Genomic DNA, 25,879 nt, shown 5'->3' on the forward strand with positions numbered 1-25,879 from the left:
CCGCTCAAATCTTTGACAGCAGCGCAGTTCATCGTTTATGAATAGAACAAAATATGAACATATGGAGTCGTGCATGACAACCGATTCTACATATGGGCAGGTCCTTACCCTGCCACGGCGACGGCCGTCGACACCGCCCGAACCGGGGGTTCTGGCCACCCATGCGCCGCTGACGGATGTCTTTCCGCAGGCCTTCGCCAGTGCTTCGGCCAGTGGCTTCGTCCTGTCGCTCTTGCCGCGCGGCAAGGGGCCGGTGCTTTGGGTGCAGGACTTCCTGTCGCGGCGCGAGAACGGCGCGCCCTATACGCCGAGCCTTGCAGCCTTCGGGCTGGAGCAGCCGGTGCTTCTGGTCACCGCCAGCCACCCGCGCGACGTGCTTTGGACGATGGAGGAAGGCGCGGCCTGCGCGGGGCTTTCAGCCGTGGTGGGGGAGGTGCATGGCGGGCCGGAGGTGCTGGATTTCACCGCCACCAAACGGCTGTCGCTGCGGGCCGAGGCTTCGGGCGTGCCGCTCTACCTCATCCGCAGCGGCGACCCCGGGGGCCTGAGCGCGGCGCGGATGCGCTGGCGCATCGCCTCCCTGCCCGCACAGGCGCATCCCGACGATCCGCAGGCCCCGGGCGCGGCCCGCTGGGATCTGGAGCTGTTTCGCGCGCGCGGCCATGCGCCGGGGCGTTGGGTGGCCGATCATGAGCCCGACAAACGCCACAGCCCCCGCGCCGCGGATCGTCTCCGTCTGGTTCCCCGATCTGACGATGGAGCGCTGGCGCCGGGTGATCAGCCAATACCGCAGCGTTCCGGGGGATGAGGTGCCGGTGGTCCTGTCGTGCGACGGGACGCACGGGCCGGTGGTCCATGGGCTGAGCGCCGCCGCCCGCGCCCGCGGCATCGAGACGGGCGCGCGGGTGGTCGACGTGCAGGCGATCCATCCCGATCTGCATGTCGAGCCTGCCGATCTGGAGGGCGACGCCGCGCTGGTCAAACGGCTGGTGCATTGGGCGCGGCGCTGGTGCCCCTGGACGGCGCGGGACGTCGATCACGGTCTGCTGCTCGATGTGACTGGCTGCACGCATCTGTTTGGCGGCGAGGCGGCGATGCTGCGCGACATCCGCAGCCGCTTCGCGCTGCAGGGGCTGACCGCGCGCTGCGCCATGGCCCCCACCCCCGGGGCCGCGCAGGCGCTGGCGCGTTTCGGCTCCGGCGCGCAGATCTGCGGGGCCGAGGACGTGGGCGCCGCCCTCGCCCCCCTGCCCGTCGCCGCCCTGCGGCTGGATACGCAGACCACGCGGCTGCTGGACCGGCTCGGCCTCAAGACCATCGGCGCGCTGAGCGATCTGCCCCGCGCCGCACTGATGCGCCGCTTCGCCAGCCTGAAGCCCGAGCGCAACCCGCTGATCCTGCTCGACAAAGCGCTCGGCAAGGCCGCCGACCCGCTGAACGCCCCGCCCGACCACCGTCACTTCATGGCCCGCAGCCGCCTGGCTGAGCCGGTGCTCGACCCCGCCCCGCATCTGCCCGCGCTGGTCGAGGACCTCTGCGCGCAACTGGCCCGGGCGGAACTGGGTGCGCGGCGGCTGCGGCTGACGGTCTACCGCATCGACGGCGACTGGCGCGGCCTCGACACAGCCACCGCCCGCGCCAGCCGGGACGCCGCCCATCTGCGCCGCCTTTTCGACGGCAAGCTCGAGAACATCGACAGCGGCTTTGGCTTCGACCTCATGACGCTGGAGGCGCTGGCGAGCGAGCCGCTGCCGCTGATGCAGGACCACCTCGACGGCAAGCGCGACCCTTCGGCGGACGTGGCCGGGCTCTTGGACCGTCTGGTCGCCAAGCTCGGCCCCGAAAAGGTGAGCTGGCCGCAGTGGCGCGAGACCCACAAGCCCGAGGCGGTGGAAGAACGCGCCCCGGCCCTCCAGACCAACCCCACCGCCGCGCCATTGCTGCTGCGCGAGCGCCCGCTGCGCCTGCTCACTCCGCCCGAGGAGGTGCGCGTGATCTACGCCGTGCCCGAAGGCCCGCCCTCGCAGTTCAACTGGCGCCGCGTCACCTACAAGACCACCCGCCACGCCGGGCCCGAGCGCATCGCGCCGGAATGGTGGCGCGACCGCCCCGGCACCCGTCTGCGCGATTATTACAAGGTGGAGGTGGCGGGCGGCCAGCGCTTCTGGCTCTACCGCGAAGGCGTGATCCACGACGGCCGCGGGGCCGAGCCGCGCTGGTTCCTGCACGGGATGTTCGCCTGATGCCGCAGCAAGAGGGACATAAGCGCCGCACCTTGGGCGAGGACGGGCTCAGCGCCCCACCGCGAGCGGACTACGTCGAGTTCGGGCTGGCCAGTTGTTTTTCCTTCCTGCGCGCCGCCTCGGACGCCGTCGATCTGGTCGAGACGGCGCATCACCACGGCTACGACAGCCTCGGCATCGCGGATCACAACACGCTGGCGGGCGTGGTGCGGCTGCATGTGGAGGCGGAAAAGGCCCATATCCGCCCCTGATCGGCGCGCGTCTGGTGCTGCTCTGCGGGACCGAGATCCTCGCCTACCCGCAGGACCGCGCCGCCTATGCGCGGCTCTCGACGCTGCTCTCGGCGGGCAAGATGCAATCGGTCGACGGCGAATGGCAGCAAAAGGGCGAGACCCATCTGACGTTAGAAATGCTGCAAGGCCATGCCGAAGGGCTGCACCTCATCGTCATGCCGCCCGAGAACCTCGACCTCTTCGCCGCGGGCCTGCCGCGGCTGCTGAAGGCGCTGCCGGGGATGCGCCATATCGGCGCGAGTTTCCTCTACCGGGGCGATGATCGCGCGCGGATCAACCGGCTGGATGCGCTGGCCCGCGCCCATGGGCTGAGGCTGCTTGCCACCAACGACGTGCTCTACCACGCCCGCCACCGGCGGCCCTTGCAGGACGTGATGGTGGCGATCCGCGAAGGCGTGATCGTGCCCAAGGCAGGCTATCTGCTGGCCGCCAATGCCGAGCGACACCTGAAATCCCCCGCGGCGATGATCCGCCTCTTCGCCGACTGGCCCCATGCCATCGCCGAGACCCGCAAGCTGGCGGATAAGATCACCTTCCGCCTCACCGATCTGGCCTATGAATACCCGCATGAGATCGTCCCCGAGGGCCGCAGCCCGATGGAGGAACTGGCCCGCCTGACATGGGAGGGCGCGGCCCGGCGCTACCCCGAAGGCGTGCCCGAAGCGGTGAAAAAGACCATCGAGAAGGAATTCGCCCTGATCTCCTCCAAGAAGATCGCGCGTTATTTCCTGACCATCTACGACATCGTCCGCTTCGCCCGCGAGGAGGCCGAGCCGCCGATCCTCTGCCAGGGGCGCGGCTCGGCGGCCAATTCCGCCGTCTGTTTTTGTCTCGGCATCACCTCGGTCGACCCGGCGGTGCATGACCTGCTCTTCGAGCGGTTCCTCAGCGAGGAACGCGACGAGCCGCCCGACATCGACGTCGATTTCGAGCATGAGCGGCGCGAGGAAGTCATCCAGTACATGTACGGCAAATACGGCCGCCACCGCGCCGGGCTCTGCGCCACGGTGATCCACTACCGCCCGCGCTCGGCCATTCGCGAGGTCGGCAAGGCGATGGGGATTTCCGAAGACGTGACCTCGAAACTCGCCGGCACCGTCTGGGGCAGTTTCGAGGGTGAGATGGACGACGCCCGCGCCCGCGAGGCCGGACTGGACCTCTCGGACCCCTACCTGCGCATGGTGCTGAAGCTCGCCTCCCAGATGATCGGCATGCCACGGCACCTGAGCCAGCACGTCGGCGGCTTCATCCTGACCGAACGCCCCCTGACCGAGATCGTGCCCATCGGCAACGGCGCCATGCCCGAGCGCAGTTTCATCGAGTGGGACAAGGACGACATCGACGCCTTGCAGATCTTCAAGGTCGATATCCTCGCGCTCGGCATGCTCACCTGCATCGCCAAATGCTTCGACCTGATCGAGGCGCATTACGACCGCCCGCTGGAACTGGCCACGGTGCCGGTGGAAGATCACGAGGACGACGCCACCGGGCGGCCCACCTACGACATGCTCTGCCGGGGCGACAGCCTTGGCGTGTTTCAGGTCGAAAGCCGGGCGCAGATGGCGATGCTGCCGAAACTGCGGCCCCGCGTCTTCTACGATCTGGTGATCGAGGTCGCCATCGTCCGCCCCGGCCCGATCCAAGGCGACATGGTCCACCCCTACCTGCGCCGCCGTCAGGGGCTCGAGAGCGTCGTCTACCCCGCCCCCGGCCCGGCCTATCCGCAGGACGAGTTGTTCAGCATCCTCAGCCGGACTTTGGGCGTGCCGATCTTTCAGGAACAGGCGATGAAGATCTCCATCGACGCGGCGCGCTTCTCGCCCGCCGAGGCCAATGAGCTGCGCAAGGCCATGGCCACCTTCCGCTCGCGCGGGACGATTGAGAAGCTGCAGGACAAGATGGTGGGCCGCATGACCAAACGCGGCTACGATCCGGTCTTCGCGCAGCGCTGTTTCGACCAGATCAAGGGCTTTGGCGAATACGGTTTCCCCGAAAGCCATGCGGCGAGTTTCGCCAAGCTGGTCTATGTCTCGTCATGGATGAAATGCCACTACCCGGCGGCCTTTGCCTGCGCGCTCTTGAACTCCCAGCCGATGGGGTTTTACGCGCCGGCGCAGATCGTGCGCGATGCGCGTGAACATCAGGTCGAGGTGCGCGATGTGGATGTGAACCTCTCGGACTGGAACTGCACGCTGGAGCCTCGTGGGGACGGTTTCGCCCTGCGGCTGGGGCTGCGCATGGTCGACGGGCTGCAGGAAAAGGCCGGCGCGCGGATCATGGACCGGCGCGACGCGCCTTACGCCGATGTCGAAGATCTCAAGTCCCGCGCGGGTCTCGATGCCAAGGCGATCCGCCAGCTCGCCGCCGCCGATACGATGCGCAGCATGGGGATCGATCGGCGCCAAGCGCTCTGGCAGGCCCAAGGGCTGCGCGACGCGCCCGCCTTGCCGATCTTCGACCATGCCGAGGCTTCGGCCCGCGGCCCGGAACCGGAGGTGCATCTGCCGGTGATGCCAAAGGCGGAACAGGTCGTGGCCGACTATCAGACGATGCGCCTGTCGCTGAAGGCGCATCCGATGTCCTTCTACCGCGGGAGCCTTGCGGCGCAGGGGTTCGCCTCGGCGCGAGACCTTTCGCGCATGGGCCACGGGCGGCGGGTGAAGCTGGCGGGGCTGGTGCTGGTGCGCCAGAAACCCGGCAGCGCCAAGGGGGTGTGCTTCATCACGCTGGAGGATGAGTTTGGCGTCGCCAACCTCGTGATCTGGCCAAACATGTTCAAGCTCTACCGCCCCACGATCATGTCGTCGCGGCTTCTGGTCGTGGAGGGGCGCGTGCAGACCGACGGGCGGGTGATCCATGTGGTGGCCGAGCGGCTCGAAAACCGCTCCGACCGGCTGGCGGCGCTGTCGGACGCGCCGATGCCCGGCATCACGACGCCGGGCGATCACCCGACCCATCCGCTGCCCGGTCAGGTGGCCATGCACGGCCACCCGCGTGATGCCAAGGTGATCCCCAAATCGCGGGATTTTCATTAACGATTCCTCATGCAATGCATGAGGTGCGCACCGCAACTAACTGATATAAAACGAAACGCAATAATTAACCGATCCCCTGTTGACCCTATGAACGCCCCTCGCTAGCCTGCCGGAAATCCGTTGGGGTGCCGCAGGGCTGAGAGGTGAAAACCGACCCATCGAACCTGATCCGGGTCGTACCGGCGTAGGGAACGGAAGCAAGCATCAGCCCCATCCGGGCGGTCGTTTACCCCGTATCTCCATGCCCTTGGCCCATCTAACGAATGGGGCCGAATGGCGTTTCAAGCACTGACAATCGCGGGCTCCGACAGCGGCGGCGGGCGGGGATTCAAGCCGATCTCAAGACCTTTAGCGCGCTCGGCGTCTATGGGGCCAGCGTGCTCACCGCCGTCACCGCGCAGAACACCCGCGCCGTCACCGCGGTCGCCATGATCGCGCCTGCGATGATCCGCGCGCAGATGGCGGCGGTCTTTGACGATCTGGCCATCGGCGCGGTCAAGATTGGCATGTTGGGCGACCCGGCCACGATCTCCGCCGTGGCCGAGGGGCTGGCCGACTGCCCCGCACCCGTTGTGCTCGACCCGGTGATGGTGGCGAAATCCGGCGATGCGCTGCTCTCTGCCGAAGCGGTCAAAACCCTGCGCGACCGGATGCTGCCCCGCGCCCATGTGCTGACGCCGAACCTGCCCGAGGCCGCACGGCTGCTGGACACAGAAGAAGCCACCGACGAGGCCACCATGCTCGCGCAGGGCCGCGCGCTGCTGTCGCTCGGCCCCCGCGCGGTGCTGATGAAGGGCGGCCATGGCAAGGGCGAAACCTGCGTCGACCTGCTGATTTCCGAGGCCGAGACCCTGCGCCTTTCCGCGCCCCGCCAGCAGACGGCGAACACCCATGGCACCGGCTGCACGCTCTCTGCCGCCATTGCCGCCGGTCTGGCGCGGGGCCAGCCTCTGCCGGGGGCGGTGGAGGCCGCCCATAGCTATCTGCAACGCGCCATTGCCGCGGCGGACGCCCTCAACATCGGCCATGGCCACGGGCCGGTGCATCATTTCCACGGCGTTTGGCCCCATGAATGATGTCACCATCATCGGCGCGGGCGTGGCAGGGCTCTGGGCCGCGCGGGCCTGTCTGGCGCAGGGGCTGCGGCCCCGGCTCGTTGACCGCAAAGGCCCGCCCGGGCCGCACGGCTGTTCGTGGTGGGCGGGCGGCATGCTCGCCCCCTTTTGCGAAGGCGCGCTGAGCGAGCCTGCGGTGGTGACCCACGGGCGGCGTGCTGCGACGCTATGGGGGAGGTCACGGAGGTCACCCATAGGGGCACGCTGGTCCTCGCCCCGAGCGGGACCGCGCGGAATTGCAGCGTTTTGCCGCCCGCACCGAGGGCCACAGCGACTGCGACGCCGAAGCCATCGCGACCTGCGAGCCGGACCTCGCCGGGCGCCATCGCCGCGGGTTGTTCTTTGCCGAGGAGGCGCATCTGAACCCGCGCCAAGCGCTGCATGATCTATCCCAAACCCTTATCGCCCAAGGGGTAAAGGTCGAGACCACGGCCCTCACCCCTTCGGAGGTCACAGGCCCGGTGATCGACTGCCGCGGCATGGTGGCCTGCGACGCTCTGCCCGGTCTGCGTGCCGTGCGCGGGGAGATGATCCTGCTGCGCGCGCCCGAGATCACCCTCACCCGCCCGATCCGCCTGCTACACCCGCGCCACCCGCTCTACGTCGTACCGCGCGGGCAAGGCATCTACATGCTGGGCGCGACCCAGATCGAAAGCGCCAGCCGCAGCGGCATGACCGCCCGCTCGGCGCTGGAACTGCTCTCAGCCGCCTATGCGCTCGACCCGCGCTTTGCCGAGGGCGAGATCATCGAGATGGGCGCCGACCTGCGCCCGGCCTTCGCCGACAATCTGCCCGGCATCGTGCAGCGCGGGGCGGTGCTGCATCTGAACGGATTGTTCCGGCACGGCTTTCTCATGGCGCCCGCCTTGGCCGAACAGGCTGCGGGCTTTCTGGCAACAGCGATAACGGGGGATTTATTCCGTGAAGATTGAAGTGAACGGCGAGACGCGAGAGGTCACCGCCGCGCAGCTTGACGCGGCATTGGCAGAACTGGGCTGGGGCGAAGCGAAAGTCGCCACCGCCCTCAACGGCAGTTTCGTTCCCGCAGGCGCGCGGGCGAGACCATGCTGAGCGACGGCGACCGGCTCGAAGTGCTCAGCGCCATGCAGGGGGCTGAGCGATGCGCGATTTTTACGGCACCGCCCTGCCCCTGCCGCTGATGCTGGGCACCGCGCGCTACCCCTCGCCCGCAGTGATGGAGGCCGCCTTTCGCCAAAGCGCCGCGCCGGTCGCCACGGTTTCGCTGCGCCGCGAGCAAGGCGCGGGACAGGCGTTTTGGGACATGGTGCGCGGCTTGGGCGTGCATCTGCTGCCCAACACCGCCGGCTGCCATTCGGCGCGCGAGGCGATCACCACGGCGCAGATGGCGCGGGAGTATTTTGGCACCAATTGGATCAAGCTGGAGGTCATCGGCCATGCCGACACCTTGCAACCTGACCCCTTCGGGCTGGTCGAGGCTGCCGAGGCGCTCTGCGCCGATGGGTTCGAGGTCTTCCCCTATACCACCGAGGATCAGGTGCTGGCCGCGCGGCTGGTCGATGCAGGCTGCCGGGTGCTGATGCCTTGGGGTGCGCCGATCGGCTCGGGGCTGGGGCTGAACAACCTGCACGGGCTGCGCAGTCTGCGGGCAGCATTTCCCGATGTGGCCATGGTGATCGACGCGGGCCTCGGCCTGCCCAGCCATGCCGCGCAAGCGCTGGAGATGGGGTTCGACGCGGTGCTTTTGAACACCGCCGTGGCCGAGGCCCGCGACCCCGCCGCCATGGCCGAAGCCTTTGCGCTGGCCTGCCGCGCGGGCGCGCTTGCAGCCGCTTCCGGCCCCATGGGCCAGCGCGACATGGCCGTGCCCTCCACCCCCGTCATCGGAAAGGCTTGGCTATGAGCTTGCCGCGTTTCTACCCCGTCTTCGATAGTGCCGCATGGGTCGCGCGGGCCGTGCCCTTGGGTGTGAAGCTGGTGCAACTGCGCATCAAGGACGCGCCGGAAGAGGTGCTGCGCGCCGAGATCACCACCGCGCTCGACCTCTGCCGCCAGCACGGCGCGCTGCTGGTAGTGAATGACCATTGGCAACTGGCGATTGAACTGGGGGCCGATTGGCTGCATCTGGGGCAAGAGGATTTGGACAGTGCCGACATCCCCGCGATCCGCGCCGCCGGGCTGAAGCTGGGCCTGTCGACCCATGACCATGCCGAGCTTGACCGCGCGCTGGCCCTCGCCCCTGATTACATCGCCCTGGGCCCCGTCTATCCGACCATTCTGAAAAAGATGAAATGGACCGAACAGGGGCTCGACCGGCTGACGGAATGGAAGGCGCGGATCGGGGATATCCCGCTTTGCGCCATTGGCGGCATGTCTGTCGCCCGCGCGCCGGGGGCCTTTGCCGCCGGGGCCGATACGGTGGCGGCGGTCACGGATATCACGCTGAACGCAGACCCCGAAGCGCGGATGCGCGAATGGCTTGAGGTGACGGCATGAGCCGCTACGCCCGCCAGACGGTTCTGCCGCAGGTCGGTGCCGAGGGGCAAGCGCGGCTCACGGCGGCGCATGTGCTGGTCGTCGGGGCCGGAGCGCTGGCGGTGCCCGTGCTGCAATATCTCGTCGGGGCCGGTGTCGGGCGGATCACATTGGTGGACGGCGATCAGGTGGCCTTGAGCAATCTGCACCGCCAACCGCTCTACCGGATGGACGATATCGGCAGGCCCAAGGTCCGTGCTGCCGCCGAGGCGATGGCGGCGCTGAACCCCGAGGTGACGCTTGCCCCGCGTGCCGAATGGCTCACCCCCGCCAATGCGCCCGCCCTGCTGGCGGACTGCGATATCGCCCTCGACTGCGCCGACACTTTCGCCGCCAGCCTGACCCTGTCGGACGAAGCCCGGGCGCAGGGCAAACCGCTGATTTCAGCCTCGGCCCTTGGGCTTTCCGGCTATGTCGGCGGTTTCTGCGGGGTGCCCCCTCGCTGCGCGCTGTTTTCCCTGACCTGCCGCAGACAGCAGCGACCTGTGACACGGCGGGCGTCTTGGGGCCCGTGGTCGGGATGATCGGCGCGGCACAGGCGCAGATGGCGCTCTCGGTCCTGCTGGGTCTCGCGCCCTCCCCGCTGGGGCAACTCATGATCTGGGACGCCGCGCAATGGCGCATGTCGGGCTTTCGTTTCGACAGCGCGCCCGAACCTGCGCGCGCCGCAGGTTTCATCGCCGAAAGCCAGATCGCCCCGCGCGATATGGTCATCGACCTGCGCGCCGAAGCGCCCGCGCCTTTCTCAGCCCAAGCGCGTCATGTCCCGCCCGAGGCGCTGCCGGACCTGCCGTTGCCAGCCGATGCACCGCGCATCGTGCTCGCCTGCCGCACCGGCCTGCGCGCGCATCACGCGGCCAAAACCCTCCGCCCCCGCTGGCCGGGCGAGATCGCCCTGCTCGCCCTCCCGGGCGCCTGACCCTCTTCCCGCATAAACGATATACTGGAGACCCTTCGTGAAAAACATCCTCGCCCCCTTGCCCTGACGCTGATCGCGGCCCCCGCCTTGGCCCAAGACAAGATGACCGTCATGCTCGACTGGTTCGTGAACCCTGACCACGGGCCGATCATTCTGGCGCAGGAAAAGGGCTATTTCACCGATGCGGGGCTAGAGGTCGAACTCGTCTCTCCCGCCGACCCGAATGAGCCGCCGCGCATGGTGGCGGCGGGCCGGGTCGATCTTGCGGTCTCTTACCAGCCGGAACTGCATCTCGCCCAGCGCGAGGGCTTGGACCTGCGTCGCGTGGGCACGCTGGTCGAAACCCCTCTCACCTGCCTCGTCGTCCGCGCCGACGGGCCGGTGCAGGAGATGGCGGACCTGAAGGGCCGAAAGGTGGGTTTCGCCGTGGCGGGCGTGCAAGAGATGCTGCTGAATGCGATGCTGAGCCACAATGGCGTGGCGCCTGCCGAGGTCGAGCAAATCAACATCGGTTGGTCGATCTCGCCCGCGCTAATGTCGGGCCAAGTCGACGGGGTGATCGGCGCGTTCCGCAATTTCGAGCTGAACCAGATGCAAATCGAAGGCCATGAGGGCCGTTGCTTTTACCCCGAAGCCGAGGGCGTGCCCGCCTATGACGAGTTGATCTACGTCGCCCATGCCGAAGAGATGGACCGCGACATGATCGCCCGCTTCCTGCGTGCCACCGAACGGGCCGCCGCCGATATCGTGAATGATCCGGCCACCAGCGGAGAGGTCTTCTTTGCCTCCGACGCCGAGCTGCGCAACGAGTTGAACACCCGCGCATGGGAAGACACTTGGCCCCGTTTCGCCACCCGCCCCGCCGCGGTGGACCACGGGCGCTATGACCGGTTCGAGACCTTCATGCAGGAAAGCGGCGTGGTGGACGCCGTGATCCCCGCCGCCGATCTAGTGGTCGACGTCACAGCGCAGGCGAAACCATGACGGCGCCCGATTACGGCAAGGCCTTCGCCGCTTGGCGCGATGGTGCCGGAGAGACATGGCGGGCCTATACCCGCCATGACTTTGTCGAACAGCTGGGCGACGGCAGTCTGCCACAGGCCAGCTATCTGCATTACCTGCGGCAGGACTATGTTTTCCTGATTCACTTCGCCCGCGCTTGGGCTCTTGCTGCGGCCAAGGCGGAAACGCTGGATGAAATGGCCGCCGCGAGTGCCACGGTCCATGCGCTCGTGCATGTGGAGATGCCCCTCCACTTGGAAACCTGCGCAGGCCATGGCATCGACCGCACCTCGCTTGAGGCCACGGCAGAGGCTCCCGGCAACCTCGCCTATACGCGCTATGTTTTGGAGGCGGGCTATTCCGGGGACTTCCTTGACCTGATGGCCGCCCTCGCCCCCTGCGTTCTGGGCTATGGTGAGATCGGGTTGGCCCTGCGGGGCAATGACGGCCCCTATGCCGATTGGTGCGCGGTCTATGGCGGCGAGGAGTATCAAGCATTGTGCCGCGATGTCGGCGCGCTGATCGACGGGGGGCTAGAGCGGCGTCTGGGTGCAAACTGGCAAACCCTGCCACGGACCAAGACCTTGCAAGAGCGTTTCAACACGGCCACAGCGCTTGAGGTCGGCTTTTGGGACATGGCGCTGTCGCCCGCGGCAGCATGACCGCCCCTACGGTGCATCTATCGGGCGCGCTTCACGGCGCCGCTGGCCCCTTGATCGACCATTTTGATCTTACCCTCAAGGCCGGGCAATGGAACGTCTTGCTCGGCCCCTCGGGTGTGGGGAAAACTTCGCTGCTGCGTCTGCTTGCGGGTCTGCCCACTGTGGCCCGGCTGGAGGGCCGTATTGCTACGGATGACGACCGTCCCATCGCCCCACGTGTTGCGATGATGGCGCAGGACGATCAACTGCTGCCTTGGGCGAATGCGGTTGAGAATGTCACCATCCCCGCCCGGCTGCGCGGAGAACGGACGGACCCTGACCGCGCCGCAGCACTTTTGGCCGAGGTCGGGCTTCGTGCGGAGCTGCGCCGCAAACCTGCCCAGCTTTCCGCCGGTCAGCGCCAGCGCGTCACCCTTGCCCGCACGCTTTACGAAGACCGCCCCGTGGTCTTGCTGGACGAACCGTTCTCGGCCCTCGATGTGGTGACCCGCCTTAAAATGCAGGATCTAGTGGCGCGGCTGCTTTGCGGGCGAACCGTTCTGCTGATCACCCATGACCCGGCTGAGGCCCTAAGGCTCGCCGATCACGCTTGGATCGTGAGCCGCCATGGGGTCGCCCCCTGCCCCCTGCCCAAAGCGCCGCCGCCGCGCCGGATCGACGCCCCCGAGACCCTCGCCGCTCAAGCCGATCTGCTGCGCCGCATGGGGCTGGCCTCGCCCGCGCAGGTCGCCTGATGGTATCTACGTTGCATAAATTATGGCGTGGCATGGTCTGCTTCGCCCTCGCCGTCGCGATCTGGCAGCTTGTCGTCACCCTCAGCGGCGTGCCGCGTTTCATCCTGCCGGGGCCTTGGCTTGTCTTGCAAGCGCTGGGCGGGAATGCCGCGCTGCTCTGGCAGAATGCGCTGTGGTCGGCGGGCAATCTTGCGCTGGGCTTGAGTTTGGGCATTTTCCTCGGCATCGAAACGGCGCTGTTGCTGACGCTCTCGCGCCGCGCGCGCTGGCTGCTGCGCCCGATGCTGGTGGTGGCTCAGGCCGTGCCTGTCTTCGCCCTCGCCCCGGTCATCACCCTTTGGCTTGGCTACGGGATGCCCTCCAAGATCGTGACCATCGCGCTGGTCACCTATTTTCCCATCGCCTCGGCCCTCTTCGACCGGCTAATGGCGCTGCCCCCGGGCCTGCGCGATCTGGCGCATCTTTCCGGCGCCAACCGCTGGCGCGAAACACTGCTGCTGCGCCTGCCCCACGCCGTGCCCGGCCTGATCTCGGGCCTGCGTCTGGCGGTGGTCTATGGCCCCCTCGCGGTACTGATCGGCGAATGGGTCGGCTCCTCCCGCGGGCTGGGGCATCTGATGCTGATGGCCAATGGCCGCGGCCAAACCGCGCTCATGTTCGCGGCCCTGATCGTGCTCGCGGCGCTGTCGCTGCTGCTCTGGTCCGCGGTCGAAGCGCTCGCCCGCTGGACGGCACGGCGGTTTTATATGTGAGGGGCTGGGCGGTGGGTGTGCTGGCGGAGGAGGTGGGATTCGAACCCACGGTACGCTCTCACGCACGCCGGTTTTCAAGACCGGTGCATTCGACCACTCTGCCACTCCTCCGCAGTACGCTCCTCCTAGAGCGCCGGGATCGATTCGGCAAACGCACATTTTCGCGGCCAGCCCCCCGCACCCCTTTGGGGAAATTCGCCGATCTGCCCTGCGCGGTCTTTTCAAGCGCCGCCCGGTCGGGTTACTCTGCGCCAAAGCCCCTTTCAGAGGGGCGCAGGGCGTGCCGATCCAACGGCGCGACATTCTCGCGGGACATGGGTCGCGGCGCGCGACGACAGCAGGCAAGGACATCAAGGGCATGAGCAGGGACAATCAACCGTTGCGCATCAAGAAAAGCCGCGCGGCGGGCTTGGGCGTGGGCATTCTGGCAGTTGGTTTGCTGGCCGGTTGCGAGGGTGGCGATTTCAAACTCCCCTTCGGTGCAAACGAAGGTGCCAGCGCGCCGCGCAGCACCTCGACCAAATTGGTGGAGCGTGATGTCGAAGCGCCCGAGGTTTTCTCAGCCACGGATGAGGGTCTTTGGGACGGGCGCCCCTCGCTCGGCGGGGTCTGGGTGGCGCATCCGGACGTCACCGAACCTGAACGCGTGATCGTGCGCAATGAGGCGAACGGCAAATTCGTCATCGGTGCCCTGTTCAGGCGCGAGCGGGAGTTGCCCGGACCCAAACTGCAAATCTCTTCGGATGCCGCCGCCGCGCTTGGCATTCTGGCGGGCGCCCCGACGCCGCTGAACGTGACCGCCCTGCGCCGCGAGGAAAGCGCCGCCCCGGAAGAGAGCTTTGAGGCCGAGAATAGCGGTGACGCTGCAGCCACTCTTGCCAGCCCCGCCCCTGTTACCGCCACGGCGCTGGCCCCTGCGCCGACGGCCAGCACCGCTGCCACTGCCACCGCCAAACCGGCGGCCAAACCGCCCGCCCCCGCGGCCCCGAAACCGGCGCGCCCGGCGGCTGGTGCGAAACTGTCCAAACCCTACGTGCAACTGGGCATTTTCAGCGTGGAGGCCAATGCCACCCGCACCGCCAAACAGATGCGCGGCGCGGGCATGGTGCCCACCGTCAAGCAAAGCGCGATCAATAACAAACCCTTCTGGCGCGTGGTGATCGGCCCCGCCACCAGCAAATCCGAACTCGATACCCTTCTCAAGAAGGTCAAGGCCGAGGGCTTTACCGACGCCTACGCCGTGTCGAACTGACAAACCGGAGGAAATGCTTCCTATGATCCGCCTTTTTGCCGCCGCCGTGGCACTGGTGCTGACGCTCCAGCCCGCCGCCGCTTTCGATACCCGCGCCACCGCCGCCTATGTGTTGGACCAGACCACCGGCACCGTGCTGCTGGCCAAGAACGCGGATGAGCCGCTGCCGCCCGCCTCCATGTCCAAGCTGATGACGCTCTACATGGCCTTCGAGGCCGTGGAGCGTGGCAAGCAGAACGGCGGGCTCGATTTGGTTGAGAAACTGCCCGTCTCGGAGCACGCCATGTCCTATGGCGGCTCGACCATGTTCCTCGACACCACCGACCGTGTCTCGGTCGAAGACCTGATCCGCGGCATCATCGTGCTGTCGGGCAATGACGCCAGCGCCGTGATTGCCGAAGCGCTGAGCCCCGATGGCACCGAATACGGCTTTGCCCGGCTGATGACACAGCGCGCGCAGCAGATGGGGATGACCAATTCCACCTTCGCCAATTCCAATGGCTGGCCGCAGGCGGGGCATCTGATGTCGGTGCGCGATCTGGGGCTGCTGGCCAACCGGATCATCACCGATTTCCCGCAGTTCTACCCGCTTTTCGCCGAACGGGAGTTCGCCTTTGATGGCCGCGCGCCGCAGAACAAGACCAACCGCAACCCGCTTTTGGGTCTGGGCATCGGCGCGGATGGCCTGAAAACCGGGCACACCAATGAAGCGGGCTATGGGCTTGTCGGTTCGGCCAAACAGGGCGACCGCCGGGTGATCTTTGTGCTTTCCGGCCTCGACAGCGCCGCCGCCCGCGCGCAGGAGGCTGAATCGGTGGTCAACTGGGCCTTCCGCCAGTTCACGCAGCGTGATCTGGGCGAAGCGGGCACCCGCATTGCCGAAGCCCCCGTGGCCCTTGGCACGACCCAATCGGTCGGGCTTGAGCTGAAAGACGATCTGTCGATGCTGGTGCCTGTCACCGGCGGGGATGAGATCGAGGCCGAGGTGATCTACACCGGCCCGTTCCAAGCGCCGATCAGCAAGGGGGACGAATTGGGCGAACTGGTGGTCGACCGGGGCGATTTGCCCGCGATGCGCGTGCCGCTGGTGGCCTCAACCTCCATCGCGCCGGGCGGGTTCATGGTCAAGATGACCGCCGCCGCCCTGCATCTGATGAACCGCCTCAACGCAGGCCCGCAGGCGGCCCCCACCGTGGAAGCGGAAACTTCGTGACCAGCGCAGAGAAGGCCCGCGCGCCGGGCCTCTTCGTCACTTTCGAAGGCATTGATGGCTCTGGCAAATCCACCCAAGCGCGACTTCTGGCGGATCATCTGACGGCACAGGGCCATGACGTGGTGCTGACCCGCGAACCGGGCGGCAGCCCGGGGCCGAGGAAATTCGTGCGCTTGTCTTGCAGGGTGATCCCGACCGCTGGTCGGCGCAGACGGAAATCCTGCTCTTCACCGCCGCCCGCCGCGATCATCTTGAACGCACCATTCGCCCCGCGCTCGACGCCGGGAAGGTCGTAATCTGCGACCGATTTGCCGATAGCACGCGGATGTATCAGGGGCTGTCGCGCGGCGATCTGCGGCAGATGGTCGATGACCTGCACGCGCTGATGATCGGGGTGGAGCCTGACCTGACCCTCTTGATCGACATGGATCCGGCCCATGGCCTTGAACGCGCCCTCTCGCGCCAGACGGCAGAGGAGCGGTTCGAGGATTTCGGCGTGGAACTCCAAGCCAAGATGCGCGCCGGTTTTCTGAGCCTTGCCGAGGAGTTCAGCGACCGCTTCCATGTGATCGACGGGGGCCGCGACATCGACAGCGTGGCTCAAGAGGTGACCGCCTGCGTGACCGCGCGTTTGGGCTGATCCACGCGCCCTGCCCGCTTCCCTCTGCGGCGAAACATGCTAGACCGAGGCCATGACAGACGACGCCCCCCAGCCAGACCGTGTGGAAGGTGCCCGCCACCCGCGCGACACGCCGAAACTGATCGGCCAAAGCGCCGCCGAGGCTGCCTTTCTCGACGCTTTCAACAGCGGAAAATTGCATCACGCATGGATGCTGACCGGCCCGCGCGGTGTGGGCAAGGCGACGCTGGCATGGCGCATCGCGCGGTTTCTTCTGGCGACCCCCGACCCCGATGGCGGGATGTTCGACCTGCCCCCGGCCGAGACGCTTGAGATCGACCCCGACCACCCGGTCGCCCGCCGCGTCGCCGCCGGGGCCGAGGCGGGGCTGAAGTCCGTCACCCGCACGCTGAACCCCGACACCAAGAAGATGCGCAAGCAGATCGTCGTCGATGACATCCGCGCGCTGAACGGTTTCTTCCAGATGTCCGCCACCGATGGGGGCCGCCGCGTGGTCATCATCGACGACGCGGATGAGATGAACCCCAACGCCGCCAACGCGCTGCTGAAGATGCTGGAGGAACCGCCGGAGCGCGCCGTTCTGCTGCTGCTCAGCCACCAGCCCTCCAGCCTTTTGCCCACCATCCGCTCGCGCTGCCGCACCCTACGCCTCGGCACGCTCGACGCGGCTCAGATGGCCGAGGCGCTGGACGGCTCGGGTGTGGAAGTCGAGGACGATCCCGCCGCGCTGGCCGAGCTTTCCGGCGGGTCGGTCGGCGGGGCGCTGCGCCTGTCGCTGATGGGCGGGGTGAAAACCTATGCCGATCTCGTCGGGCTGCTCTCTTCGCTGCCGCAACTTGACCGGGGCCGCGCCATCAAACTGGCCGAAGCCGCAGCACAGCGCGGGGGGAGGCGAAACTCGACCTGCTCTTTACTCTGCTGGACCTGCTGCTGGTGCGTCTGGCCCGCACCGGGGCCACCGGTGCGCCGCCCGCGCAGCCCGCCTGCGCCGATGAGATTGCCGTGCTGCAACGCCTTTCGCCCAGCCCCGCACAGGGGCGCGCATGGGCCGACGCGGCGCAGCAGATATCCGACCGCGCCCGTCACGGGCTGGCGGTGAACCTTGACCCTGCCGCGCTGGTCCTAGATACCCTGCGGCAGATAGGCCAGACGGCGCCAAGATAGCCGAAAGGACAGCATGACCGACACGCCCCAGATCACCGACAGCCACTGCCACCTCGATTTCGAGAGCCTGCAAGAAGACCTGCCCCGCGTCATCGCCCGCGCGGCGGAGGCTGGCGTCACGCGCATGGTCACCATCTGCACCCGGCTAAAGAATGAGCCGAGCGTGCGGGCCATCGCCGAGGCGCATGAGCCGGTGTTCTACGCCGCAGGCACCCACCCGATGTCTGCCGCGGAAGAGCCGATGGCTTCGGTCGACGAACTTCTCGCCCTGACCCAGCACCCCAAGATGGTCGGCATCGGTGAGACGGGCCTCGACTACCACTACACCGCAGAGAGCGCCAAGGTGCAAAAGACCTCCCTGCGCATCCATATCGCCGCGGCGCGGGAAAGTGGCTTACCGCTGATCATCCATGCCCGCGATGCGGATGACGACATGGCCCGCATCCTGCGCGAAGAACATGCGAATGGCGCTTATAGCTGCGTCATGCATTGCTTCTCCTCCTCCGCTGAACTGGCCCGTGCCGCGCTCGATCTGGGGTTCTACCTGTCGATGTCCGGCATCACCGCCTTCCCCAAATCGCAGGCGCTGCGCGATATTTTCGCCGCCGCCCCGCTCGACCGTATTCTGGTGGAAACCGACGCGCCCTATCTCGCCCCGCCGCCGCATCGCGGCAAACCGAATGAGCCTGCCTTTACCGCCCATACCGCCCGCCGCGCGGCAGAGACCTTTGGCCTCGACTACGCCGATTTCGCGGCCCGCACGCAGGAGAATTTTGAGCGTCTCTTCGCGAAAGCCGCCGCTTGGGAGCCTGCGCGCTGATGACCGACCTGCGGGTGACCATATTGGGCTGCGGCTCCTCCGGCGGGGTTCCGCGGATCGGCGGCCACTGGGGCGCTTGCGACCCGAATGAGCCCAAGAACACCCGCCGCCGCTGCTCGATCCTTGTGGAGCGGGTGACGGAGGCAGGCACGACCACCGTCTTGATCGACACCTCCCCCGACATGCGCAGCCAGCTGTTGGACGCAGGCATCGGGCGGCTCGATGCGGTGATCTATACCCATTCCCACGCGGATCACGTTCACGGACTGGACGATTTGCGCATGGTGGTGATGAACATGCGCGCGCGGCTGCCGGTCTGGGCCGATGCGCCCACCCGGGACGCGCTGATCGAACGGTTCGGCTATGCCTTCGTGCAGCCGGAATGGTCGAGCTACCCGCCCATCCTCGACATGCATGAGATCACCGGCGAGGTCAGCATCGACGGCCCGGGTGGCACGCTGAAATTCAACCCCTTCACCGTCACCCATGGCAATATCGACGCGCTCGGTTTTCGCTTTGATGATATCGTCTATCTGCCCGATGTCTCGGCCATCCCTGAGGCGTGCTGGCCGATGATGGACAACCTGCGCTGCTGGATCGTCGACGCCCTGCGCCGGGAGCCGCATCCGACCCATAGCCATCTGGCGCAGACCCTTAGCTGGATCGACCGCGTGGCGCCCGAAACGGCGGTCCTGACCAATATGCACAACGACCTTGATTACCACACCGTCGCCGCAGAGACGCCGGATTACATTCAACCGGCCTATGACGGGCTGACCCTTCATTTCCCCCTTCCCCATTCAGACTAGGCAGCGCCGGGCGCGGGCCTGAGGGTCGGCGCCCCGCCGCACCCCCATAAGGCCCCTATCAAGTGCAAACTCTTTTAGACGTCATCCTGCCGGTCTTTCTGGTCATCGGCTTTGGTTATGTTGCGGTCTGGCGTGGGCTCTTCCCCGTCTCGGGCATCGACGGGGTGATGAAATTCACCCAGAACTTCGCGATCCCCTGTCTGCTGTTCCAAGCCATCGCCCGCATTGATCTGTCGAGCAGCTATGACCCGCGCCTTCTGGGCAGTTTCTACGGAGGCGCGGCGCTGTGTTTTGCGCTTGGCATCCTTGGCGCGCGGCTCTTGTTCCGCCGCGACTGGGAAGACAGCGTGGCGATCGGATTTTGCTGCCTGTTCTCGAATTCGATCCTGCTGGGCCTGCCGATCACCGAACGCGCTTACGGGCCCGAGGCGCTGGCCGGGAACTATGCGATCCTGTCGTTCCACGCGCCCTTTTGCTACGGTTTGGGCATCACGGTGATGGAATTCGTGCGCAACCGCGGGCAATCGGGCCTGTCGCTGCTGCGCAATGTCAGCCGGGCGATGTTTCGCAACGCGCTGGTTCTGGCGATCCTCGGCGGCTTTGCCGTCAACCTCAGCGGTCTGCCGATCCCCGGTGTGGTGGATGACGCGCTGTCGCTCATTGTCCGCGCCGCCCTGCCTGCCGCGCTCTTCGCGCTTGGCGGCGTGCTGCTGCAATACAAGCCCGAAGGCGACATGAAGGCGATCCTCATGGTCTGCGCCATTGCCCTTTTGGTGCATCCCGCGCTGGTCTGGAGCTTTGGCACCATGCTGTCGCTGCCGCAGGCCGGTTTCCGGTCCGGCGTGCTGACGGCGGCGATGGCACCGGGGTTCAACGCCTATATTTTCGCCAATATGTACGGCCGCGCGCGCCGTGTGGCGGCCAGCTCCGTGCTGATCGCGACGGGCAGCTCGATCCTGACGGTATGGCTGTGGCTCACGGTGCTGGGCTGAGCGGGCCGTGCGCGAAAAGCCCGCGATCTCTGTGATTTACCGGGGAAAGTGGTGCGGGTGAAGGGACTCGAACCCCCACGCCAAAGGCGCCAGAACCTAAATCTGGTGCGTCTACCAATTCCGCCACACCCGCACTGCACCAACCGGTGCCCGCGCTGATTAGCAAACCCGCGCGGCAGATGCGAGAGCAAAAAAGCACAAGACATTAACCGGATGTTTGCATATGGTTGGTGATACCTGAGGCAGGTACAATAGAAAGAGACGCCCATGAAACCGAATACGGTCGGGTGCGTAGGCGGCAAAGATCGCCATGGGGGGCAGTTTTCCCCATTCGCTGCGCTGGACACCGGTCTTGTGCAGGGCGCCCTTATTTTGACGCTGGATGGTGAAATCCCGGTTGAGTATCTCTCGGTCGGGGATCGGGTCATTACGCGTGACAGTGGCTTTGCAAAAATCCTTCATATTCAACGCACGACCCGCAGCGTGCGGCGCATCGCGCTGGCGGCGGGATCGCTGGGCCACACGCGGCCCGAGCGCGACGTCGCCCTCGCCGGGGATCAGATGGTGCTGGTGCGGGATTGGCGCGCGCGGGCGCTTTTCAATTCCGAACGCGCCTTGGTCGCGGCGCGGGCCTTGGTCGACGATGAATTCATCACCGATTTGGGGGAGGAAGAGACGACCCTGATCCAGATATTTTGCGACGGCCCGCATGTGATCTACGCCGATGGGCTGGAGCTTGGCACCGCCGATGCCGCCCGCGCCCGCGGCGCGGTGTTGCACGCGGCCTAAACCCCCAAGTCCCGCAGCACTTGCGGCATCAGATCGGGCAGGTCCTCGGCGATCAGCCCCGGCCCATGCAGCAGCGCTGCCTCGGCATGTATCCACGCCGCGGTGGAGGCTGCTTCGACCGGGGCGATCTCCCGCGCGAGCAGCCCGGTGATAAGCCCCGCCAAGACATCACCCGCCCCAGCGGTGGCCAGCCAAGGAGTTGCCCGGTCTTGGATCGCGCTATGCCGCCGGACCTCTCCACCGGGCGTGGCGATGATCGTTTCCGGCCCTTTCAATAAGATCACGCAGCCGAACCGCGCGGCAGCCTCGCGCGCGGCCTGCGCCTTGGCCCCCTCCTCCTCGGCTTTCGTTGCCTCGGCCAGATCTGGGGCCAGCCGGGCGAACTCCCCCATATGCGGGGTCAAAACGCAGCCTTCATGAAGCGCGTCGCGCAGGTCGGCCTCTTGCGACAGCAGGGTGATCGCATCGGCGTCCAACACGACATGCGGCGCGGCGAGGGCTGCTTTGACAAGCCCCGCTGCGCGCGCGCCCAATCCCAAGGCGGGCCCGAGGCAGAGCGCGTTGATCCGGCTGTCTTCGAGCGTTTCGGACAGGGCCGCGCCATCCGGTATCCGTTGCAGCATGACCGCCGTGAGTTGCATCGCCGCTTCAAGCTGCGCGACGGGCGGCACGCCCAAGGTCACGGCCCCTGCCCCGATCCGCAGCGCCCCGCGCGCCGCCATACGCGCGGCCCCGGTCTGGCCCGGCCCGCCAGATAGGACGAGCGCATGACCGTGGTCATATTTATGCCCCGGCTCTTTGCGCAGTAAATCGACGTTCAGGCTCTCGCGGGTGATCTCGGGAATACGCATGCGAAGGGATCTAGCAACTGCCGCCAAAAGGTACAGCCCGGAGCCGATTCACGAATGCTTATTTTTTAGGCGCGTTGCGCAAATTCTCAGCGACCCTTGGCAAATGCATCCGCCGCGCCATGTTACCCCCTGCCCGGCGCTGGACGTTACGCGGGCGGGATGCTCTGTCGAAACCAGAGCATAAATGCGCGGGAATTGTCAGGGGATTACCATGAAAAAGATCGAAGCCATCATCAAGCCGTTCAAACTCGACGAAGTCAAAGAAGCCCTTCAAGACGTGGGCGTTCAAGGTCTGAGTGTGATTGAAGTGAAAGGCTTCGGCCGCCAGAAAGGCCACACCGAGCTCTATCGCGGTGCGGAATATGTTGTAGATTTCCTTCCCAAAGTGAAGGTCGAAGTGGTATTGGATGACGACCAGGTCGATGCCGCTATCGAGGCCATCGTCGACGCCGCCAAGACGGAGAAAATCGGTGACGGCAAAATCTTCGTTTCCCCTGTTGAACAAACAATTCGCATCCGTACCGGTGAATCCGGTTCAGACGCGCTTTGACAACGGCCCTCGGGCCCAGACTACGAATAGACCATAAAGGACCTACACGATGGATACCCAGGAATTCCTGAGCAAAATCAAAGATGAAGGCATCGAATATGTCGACATCCGCTTTACCGACACCCGCGGCGCCTTGCAGCACGTTACCATCGTGAGCGATCTGGTCGACGAAGACTTCCTCGAAGAAGGCTTCATGTTCGACGGCTCCTCCATCGCAGGTTGGAAAAGCATCGAAGCCTCCGACATGAAGCTGATGCCCGACGTCAGCACCGCCTATGTCGACCCCTTCTATGCCGAAACCACGATCTGCATGCACTGCTCCATCGTTGAGCCCGACACCGGCGAAAGCTATGAGCGTGACCCCCGTGGCACCGCGGAAAAGGCCGAAGCCTATCTGCGTTCCTCGGGCATTGGCGACAACGCCTACTTTGGCCCCGAGGCTGAGTTCTTCCTCTTTGACAACGTCAAATTCTCGAACGAAGTCAACAAGGTATCTTACGAAGTTGACGCATCCGACGGCTCGTGGAACACCGACACCGACTATGAGATGGGCAACATGGGCCACCGCCCGGGCCTCAAAGGCGGCTACTTCCCGGTGAACCCGGTGGACGAAGCGCAAGACCTGCGCGCCGAGATGCTCTCGACCATGAAGCGCCTTGGCATGAAGGTCGACAAGCATCACCACGAGGTTGCCTCCTGCCAGCACGAGCTGGGTCTGATTTTTGGTGAGCTGACCAAACAGGCGGATGAAATCCAGAAGTACAAATACGTGATCCACAACGTGGCCCACGCCTATGGCAAATCGGCGACCTTCATGCCGAAGCCGGTCTTTGGCGACAACGGCTCGGGCATGCACGTGAACATGTCGATCTGGAAAGACGGCAAGCCGCTGTTTGCGGGCGACAAATACGCCGATCTCAGCCAAGAGGCACTGTGGTTCATCGGCGGCATTCTGGCCCACGCCAAATCGCTCAATGCCTTCACCAACCCGACGACCAACAGCTACAAGCGTCTGATCCCGGGTTTCGAAGCGCCGGTTCTGCGCGCCTACTCCGCGCGTAACCGTTCGGGCTGCGTGCGTATCCCGTGGACCGAAAGCCCCAAGGCCAAGCGCGTTGAGGCCCGTTTCCCCGATCCGGCGGCGAACCCCTATCTGGCGTTCTCGGCCCTCTTGATGGCCGGCCTTGACGGCATCAAGAACAAGATCGACCCGGGCGAGGCGATGGACAAGAACCTCTATGACCTCCCCGCGGAAGAGCTGGCAGACATCCCGACAGTGGCCGGTTCGCTGCGCGAAGCGCTGGACGAGCTGTCCAACGACATGGACTATCTGCTGGCCGGTGACGTGTTCACCCGCGACCAGATCGAAGGCTATATCGCGCTGAAGACGGAAGAGGTTCTGAAATTCGAACAGACCCCGCACCCCGTTGAATTCGGCATGTACTACAGCTGCTGATCAGCCACCCGCCCCGCGGGGCGCGAGAGAAAGTCGAAAGGGCGCGGTTCATTCCGCGCCCTTTTGCATGGCACCCCCCGGAACAGAGCCTGCCTTGCCGCGTTGGCTTGGCAGAGCAGCAAAGAAGGAGTGCGCATCATGGCCGATGATTCAACGGCGCTGACGGATGTTGTCGATGAGTTGAAAGACGCATCCGAGGGGAAAGAGACCGTTGAAGTTGGCCAATTAATCGACGCGCTCGACCAGCGCGGCTATGGTCCCGCCCTTGCCGTACTGCCGCTGATGGAGCTTACCCCCCTCGGCGGCATCCCCGGCTTTCCCACTGCGCTGGCCCTTCTGGTGGGGCTGCTCGCCCTGCGGATGCTACTGGGGTATGAGCATTTCTGGGCCCCGAACTGGCTGCGCAAGCGCACATTGGATACCGACAAGGTGCTGAAATCCGTCGAATGGCTGCGGCCCGTCTCGCAATGGATCGACGATAAGCTACAGGCCCGGCTGTCGCGCATTGCAGGCGCCACCGGTCAAAAGGTCGCCTGTGTCGTCATCCTTTGCCTGTGCTTTTCCGTCCCCCCGCTTGAGGTGGTGCCCTTCGCCACCTCCGCGCCGATGATCGTGATTTCCATCTTCGGGCTGGCGCTGCTTTATCGCGACGGGCTGCTCATGCTGCTGGGCTTTATCGGCGCCGGGATCGCGGCTTTTGCAGGTGCCTCCTATTTTCTGGGCGGCTGACCGCCCCGCGCCCCACCATCGCCTTAAAAGAGCCACAGCGCTTAAGCACTCTTTACCAAGACCCGGCTAAGGAAGCGGATAGATGGCGATTTCTACGACGACCTTTAACGAGCGGCTGCACCGCATTGAACAGCGCGCAAAACAGGCGCGCGGCAGGCAGCGCCGCGCCAAGCGCAGCCGCAAAGGGCTGGTCTTTCTGGTGACCATCGGCCTGCTCTTTGGTGGAGCAAGCTTCGCCCAAGACAGCGCGCCGCAGGTCAATCTCTGGGCCGGCACCGCCCTTGAATACATCCGCGCCCTACTGCCCCGCTGAGGGCCAAAGATTTTCCCTTTCGGTCGCCAAGTGAGTTGAACCGTTGCCCATATGGGCTAACCTTTGCTCGGCACACAGACGCAGAGGGTCAATCTCATGTTCAGAACACTTTTCACCACCACCGCGGCCATCTGCACCTTCATGGCCGCGCCGACTTTGGCCGCGCAATGCGGCAATACGGCCAATGGCTTTGAGGCATGGAAAGGCGCTTTCGCCCAAGAGGCCCGCGCCGCAGGCGTCGGCCAGCGCGGCTTGGACGCATTGGCAAGCGCGCGCTACGCCAATGGCACCATCGCCGCCGACCGGAACCAGAAATCCTTCAAATACTCCCTGTCCAAGTTCATGCAGGTGCGCGGCGCGGATACGATCGTGGCCCAAGGCCGTAAACGCAAAGCGCGCAACGCCGGGCTCTATAGCGCGCTTGAGCAGCGCTATGGCGTGCCTGCGGGGGTCTTGCTGGCGATCCACGGGATGGAGACGGGCTTTGGCGGTTTCATGGGCAATAGCGCTGTCGTCTCGGCCATCACCACGCTGGCCTATGATTGCCGCCGCTCCGACTTTTTCGTGCCCCATGCCATTGGCGCGCTGAAACTGGTCGACCGCGGGGCCATCACCTCTAACACCCAAGGCGCGAAACATGGTGAGTTGGGCCACACGCAATTCCTGCCCGGCAACGCGCTGCGCTATGGGGTTGACGGCAATGGCGACGGTCGGGTCGATTTCTACAATCAGGTCGACGCACTGGCCTCCACCGCCAATTTCCTGCGGCAGAAAGGCTGGCAGCCGGGGCGGGCTATCAAGAGGGGCAGCCGAACTTCCGCGTGATCCAAGCTTGGAACGCGGCGGGCGTGTACCAAAAGGCCATCGCCATCATGGCCAGCCGCATCGACGGCTAACAGCCCATTTATCCTAAGTTAAGCGGCGGCGCGTCCCCACCCGGGGCGCGCCGTTTGCATTTGGCGCGCAGCGCCCCCCGCAGCCCATTTAATTTCGGCCTGCCAAAGGGTTCCTTGCAATCTTTTGCCCCCCGGG

The 25,879-nt window shown here is 65.8% G+C and carries 20 protein-coding genes, 2 tRNA genes, 7 pseudogenes and 1 riboswitch; of the genes and pseudogenes, 26 read left to right on the top strand and 3 right to left on the bottom strand.

Going from position 1 to position 25,879, the window contains the following annotated elements:
- Positions 1 to 73: 73 nt before the first annotated feature.
- The 13 genes and pseudogenes from CUR85_RS00730 (at position 74) to CUR85_RS00790 (ending at position 13,269) form a co-directional block, all read left to right on the top strand.
- Positions 74 to 808 (top strand): ImuA family protein, encoded by a 735-nt coding sequence (locus CUR85_RS00730; RefSeq protein ID WP_231886256.1) that lies wholly within the window; start codon positions 74 to 76, stop codon positions 806 to 808.
- Positions 756 to 2,243, top strand: coding sequence for a Y-family DNA polymerase (locus tag CUR85_RS00735; protein ID WP_082851918.1), 1,488 nt, complete (start codon positions 756 to 758; stop codon positions 2,241 to 2,243). Before CUR85_RS00730 ends, CUR85_RS00735 begins: the two co-directional genes overlap by 53 nt.
- Positions 2,243 to 5,571, top strand: a pseudogene (locus CUR85_RS00740) (error-prone DNA polymerase). Before CUR85_RS00735 ends, CUR85_RS00740 begins: the two are co-directional and overlap by 1 nt.
- A 111-nt stretch (positions 5,572 to 5,682) precedes the next feature.
- Positions 5,683 to 5,779, top strand: a riboswitch (TPP riboswitch).
- A gap of 65 nt (positions 5,780 to 5,844) precedes the next feature.
- Positions 5,845 to 6,647 (top strand): annotated as a pseudogene (gene thiD / locus CUR85_RS00745) (bifunctional hydroxymethylpyrimidine kinase/phosphomethylpyrimidine kinase).
- Positions 6,640 to 7,618: pseudogene (locus CUR85_RS00750) on the top strand (FAD-dependent oxidoreductase). Before thiD ends, CUR85_RS00750 begins: the two co-directional pseudogenes overlap by 8 nt.
- On the top strand, positions 7,608 to 7,757 hold the full coding sequence (gene thiS / locus CUR85_RS20000; protein WP_343245392.1) for a sulfur carrier protein ThiS: 150 nt from the start codon (positions 7,608 to 7,610) through the stop codon (positions 7,755 to 7,757). The pseudogene CUR85_RS00750 and the gene thiS overlap by 11 nt, the downstream one beginning before the upstream one ends.
- 49 nt (positions 7,758 to 7,806) lie before the next feature.
- Complete coding sequence (locus CUR85_RS00760; protein WP_067260906.1) at positions 7,807 to 8,568, top strand: thiazole synthase; 762 nt, start codon at positions 7,807 to 7,809, stop codon at positions 8,566 to 8,568.
- Entirely contained in the window at positions 8,565 to 9,161 is a 597-nt protein-coding gene (locus CUR85_RS00765; RefSeq protein WP_136720375.1) for a thiamine phosphate synthase, read from the top strand. The genes CUR85_RS00760 and CUR85_RS00765 overlap by 4 nt, the downstream gene beginning before the upstream one ends.
- Positions 9,158 to 10,119 (top strand): annotated as a pseudogene (locus tag CUR85_RS20500) (ThiF family adenylyltransferase). Before CUR85_RS00765 ends, CUR85_RS20500 begins: the two are co-directional and overlap by 4 nt.
- A gap of 102 nt (positions 10,120 to 10,221) precedes the next feature.
- A complete protein-coding gene (locus CUR85_RS00775; RefSeq protein ID WP_247738222.1) occupies positions 10,222 to 11,103 on the top strand; it encodes an ABC transporter substrate-binding protein in 882 nt (293 codons plus the stop codon).
- Positions 11,100 to 11,783, top strand: a complete 684-nt coding sequence (locus CUR85_RS00780; protein ID WP_067266311.1) for a TenA family protein — start codon at positions 11,100 to 11,102, stop codon at positions 11,781 to 11,783. Before CUR85_RS00775 ends, CUR85_RS00780 begins: the two co-directional genes overlap by 4 nt.
- Positions 11,780 to 12,517, top strand: coding sequence for an ABC transporter ATP-binding protein (locus CUR85_RS00785; RefSeq protein WP_067266313.1), 738 nt, complete (start codon positions 11,780 to 11,782; stop codon positions 12,515 to 12,517). The genes CUR85_RS00780 and CUR85_RS00785 overlap by 4 nt, the downstream gene beginning before the upstream one ends.
- Positions 12,518 to 12,549: 32 nt before the next feature.
- Positions 12,550 to 13,269: an ABC transporter permease gene (locus CUR85_RS00790; RefSeq protein WP_067266315.1), complete on the top strand. Its 720-nt coding sequence runs from the start codon at positions 12,550 to 12,552 to the stop codon at positions 13,267 to 13,269.
- 21 nt (positions 13,270 to 13,290) lie between these two features.
- Here the strand turns inward: CUR85_RS00790 and CUR85_RS00795 are convergent.
- Positions 13,291 to 13,380 (bottom strand) — tRNA-Ser (locus CUR85_RS00795).
- Between the two features lie 169 nt (positions 13,381 to 13,549).
- On the opposite strand from CUR85_RS00795, the gene CUR85_RS00800 reads away from it, so the two are divergent.
- From CUR85_RS00800 to CUR85_RS00830, 7 genes and pseudogenes are all read left to right on the top strand, one after another.
- Positions 13,550 to 14,521, top strand: coding sequence for an SPOR domain-containing protein (locus CUR85_RS00800; protein WP_280321061.1), 972 nt, complete (start codon positions 13,550 to 13,552; stop codon positions 14,519 to 14,521).
- 22 nt (positions 14,522 to 14,543) lie between these two features.
- On the top strand, positions 14,544 to 15,734 hold the full coding sequence (locus CUR85_RS00805) for a D-alanyl-D-alanine carboxypeptidase family protein (RefSeq protein WP_067266316.1): 1,191 nt from the start codon (positions 14,544 to 14,546) through the stop codon (positions 15,732 to 15,734).
- Positions 15,731 to 16,374, top strand: a pseudogene (tmk, locus tag CUR85_RS00810) (dTMP kinase). Before CUR85_RS00805 ends, tmk begins: the two are co-directional and overlap by 4 nt.
- A gap of 52 nt (positions 16,375 to 16,426) precedes the next feature.
- Positions 16,427 to 17,538: pseudogene (locus CUR85_RS00815) on the top strand (DNA polymerase III subunit delta').
- A 13-nt stretch (positions 17,539 to 17,551) separates the two neighbouring features.
- Positions 17,552 to 18,358 carry a TatD family hydrolase gene (locus CUR85_RS00820; protein WP_067266324.1) on the top strand — a complete coding sequence of 269 codons (807 nt, stop codon included), beginning with the start codon at positions 17,552 to 17,554 and terminating at the stop codon, positions 18,356 to 18,358.
- A complete protein-coding gene (locus CUR85_RS00825; protein ID WP_067266327.1) occupies positions 18,358 to 19,167 on the top strand; it encodes an MBL fold metallo-hydrolase in 810 nt (269 codons plus the stop codon). Before CUR85_RS00820 ends, CUR85_RS00825 begins: the two co-directional genes overlap by 1 nt.
- 62 nt (positions 19,168 to 19,229) lie before the next feature.
- The gene (locus tag CUR85_RS00830; RefSeq protein WP_067266328.1) at positions 19,230 to 20,159 is read left to right on the top strand and encodes an AEC family transporter; all 930 of its coding nucleotides are present in this window, start codon (positions 19,230 to 19,232) and stop codon (positions 20,157 to 20,159) included.
- Between the two features lie 49 nt (positions 20,160 to 20,208).
- Here the strand turns inward: CUR85_RS00830 and CUR85_RS00835 are convergent.
- Positions 20,209 to 20,292, bottom strand: a tRNA-Leu gene (locus CUR85_RS00835).
- Positions 20,293 to 20,513: 221 nt separating this feature from the next.
- On the opposite strand from CUR85_RS00835, the gene CUR85_RS00840 reads away from it, so the two are divergent.
- A complete protein-coding gene (locus CUR85_RS00840; protein ID WP_280321067.1) occupies positions 20,514 to 20,948 on the top strand; it encodes a Hint domain-containing protein in 435 nt (144 codons plus the stop codon).
- On the opposite strand, the gene CUR85_RS00845 is transcribed toward CUR85_RS00840, so the two are convergent.
- Complete coding sequence (locus CUR85_RS00845) at positions 20,945 to 21,799, bottom strand: NAD(P)H-hydrate dehydratase (protein ID WP_067266335.1); 855 nt, start codon at positions 21,797 to 21,799, stop codon at positions 20,945 to 20,947. The two genes, CUR85_RS00840 and CUR85_RS00845, sit on opposite strands and share 4 nt — an antisense overlap.
- 211 nt (positions 21,800 to 22,010) lie before the next feature.
- Here CUR85_RS00845 and CUR85_RS00850 point away from each other — a divergent pair, with 211 nt between their 5' ends.
- From CUR85_RS00850 to CUR85_RS00870, 5 genes and pseudogenes are all read left to right on the top strand, one after another.
- The gene (locus CUR85_RS00850) at positions 22,011 to 22,349 is read left to right on the top strand and encodes a P-II family nitrogen regulator (RefSeq protein WP_067266338.1); all 339 of its coding nucleotides are present in this window, start codon (positions 22,011 to 22,013) and stop codon (positions 22,347 to 22,349) included.
- Between the two features lie 49 nt (positions 22,350 to 22,398).
- The gene (gene glnA / locus CUR85_RS00855; RefSeq protein WP_067266342.1) at positions 22,399 to 23,805 is read left to right on the top strand and encodes a type I glutamate--ammonia ligase; all 1,407 of its coding nucleotides are present in this window, start codon (positions 22,399 to 22,401) and stop codon (positions 23,803 to 23,805) included.
- A 138-nt stretch (positions 23,806 to 23,943) separates the two neighbouring features.
- On the top strand, positions 23,944 to 24,534 hold the full coding sequence (locus CUR85_RS00860; protein ID WP_067266344.1) for an exopolysaccharide biosynthesis protein: 591 nt from the start codon (positions 23,944 to 23,946) through the stop codon (positions 24,532 to 24,534).
- Between the two features lie 82 nt (positions 24,535 to 24,616).
- Positions 24,617 to 24,847 carry a hypothetical protein gene (locus CUR85_RS00865; RefSeq protein WP_067266347.1) on the top strand — a complete coding sequence of 77 codons (231 nt, stop codon included), beginning with the start codon at positions 24,617 to 24,619 and terminating at the stop codon, positions 24,845 to 24,847.
- A 141-nt stretch (positions 24,848 to 24,988) separates the two neighbouring features.
- Positions 24,989 to 25,743 (top strand): annotated as a pseudogene (locus tag CUR85_RS00870) (lytic murein transglycosylase).
- The last annotated feature ends 136 nt before the right edge of the window (positions 25,744 to 25,879 follow it).

This window comes from Sulfitobacter faviae (genome assembly GCF_029870955.1).
Classification (GTDB): Bacteria; Pseudomonadota; Alphaproteobacteria; order Rhodobacterales; family Rhodobacteraceae; genus Sulfitobacter; species Sulfitobacter faviae.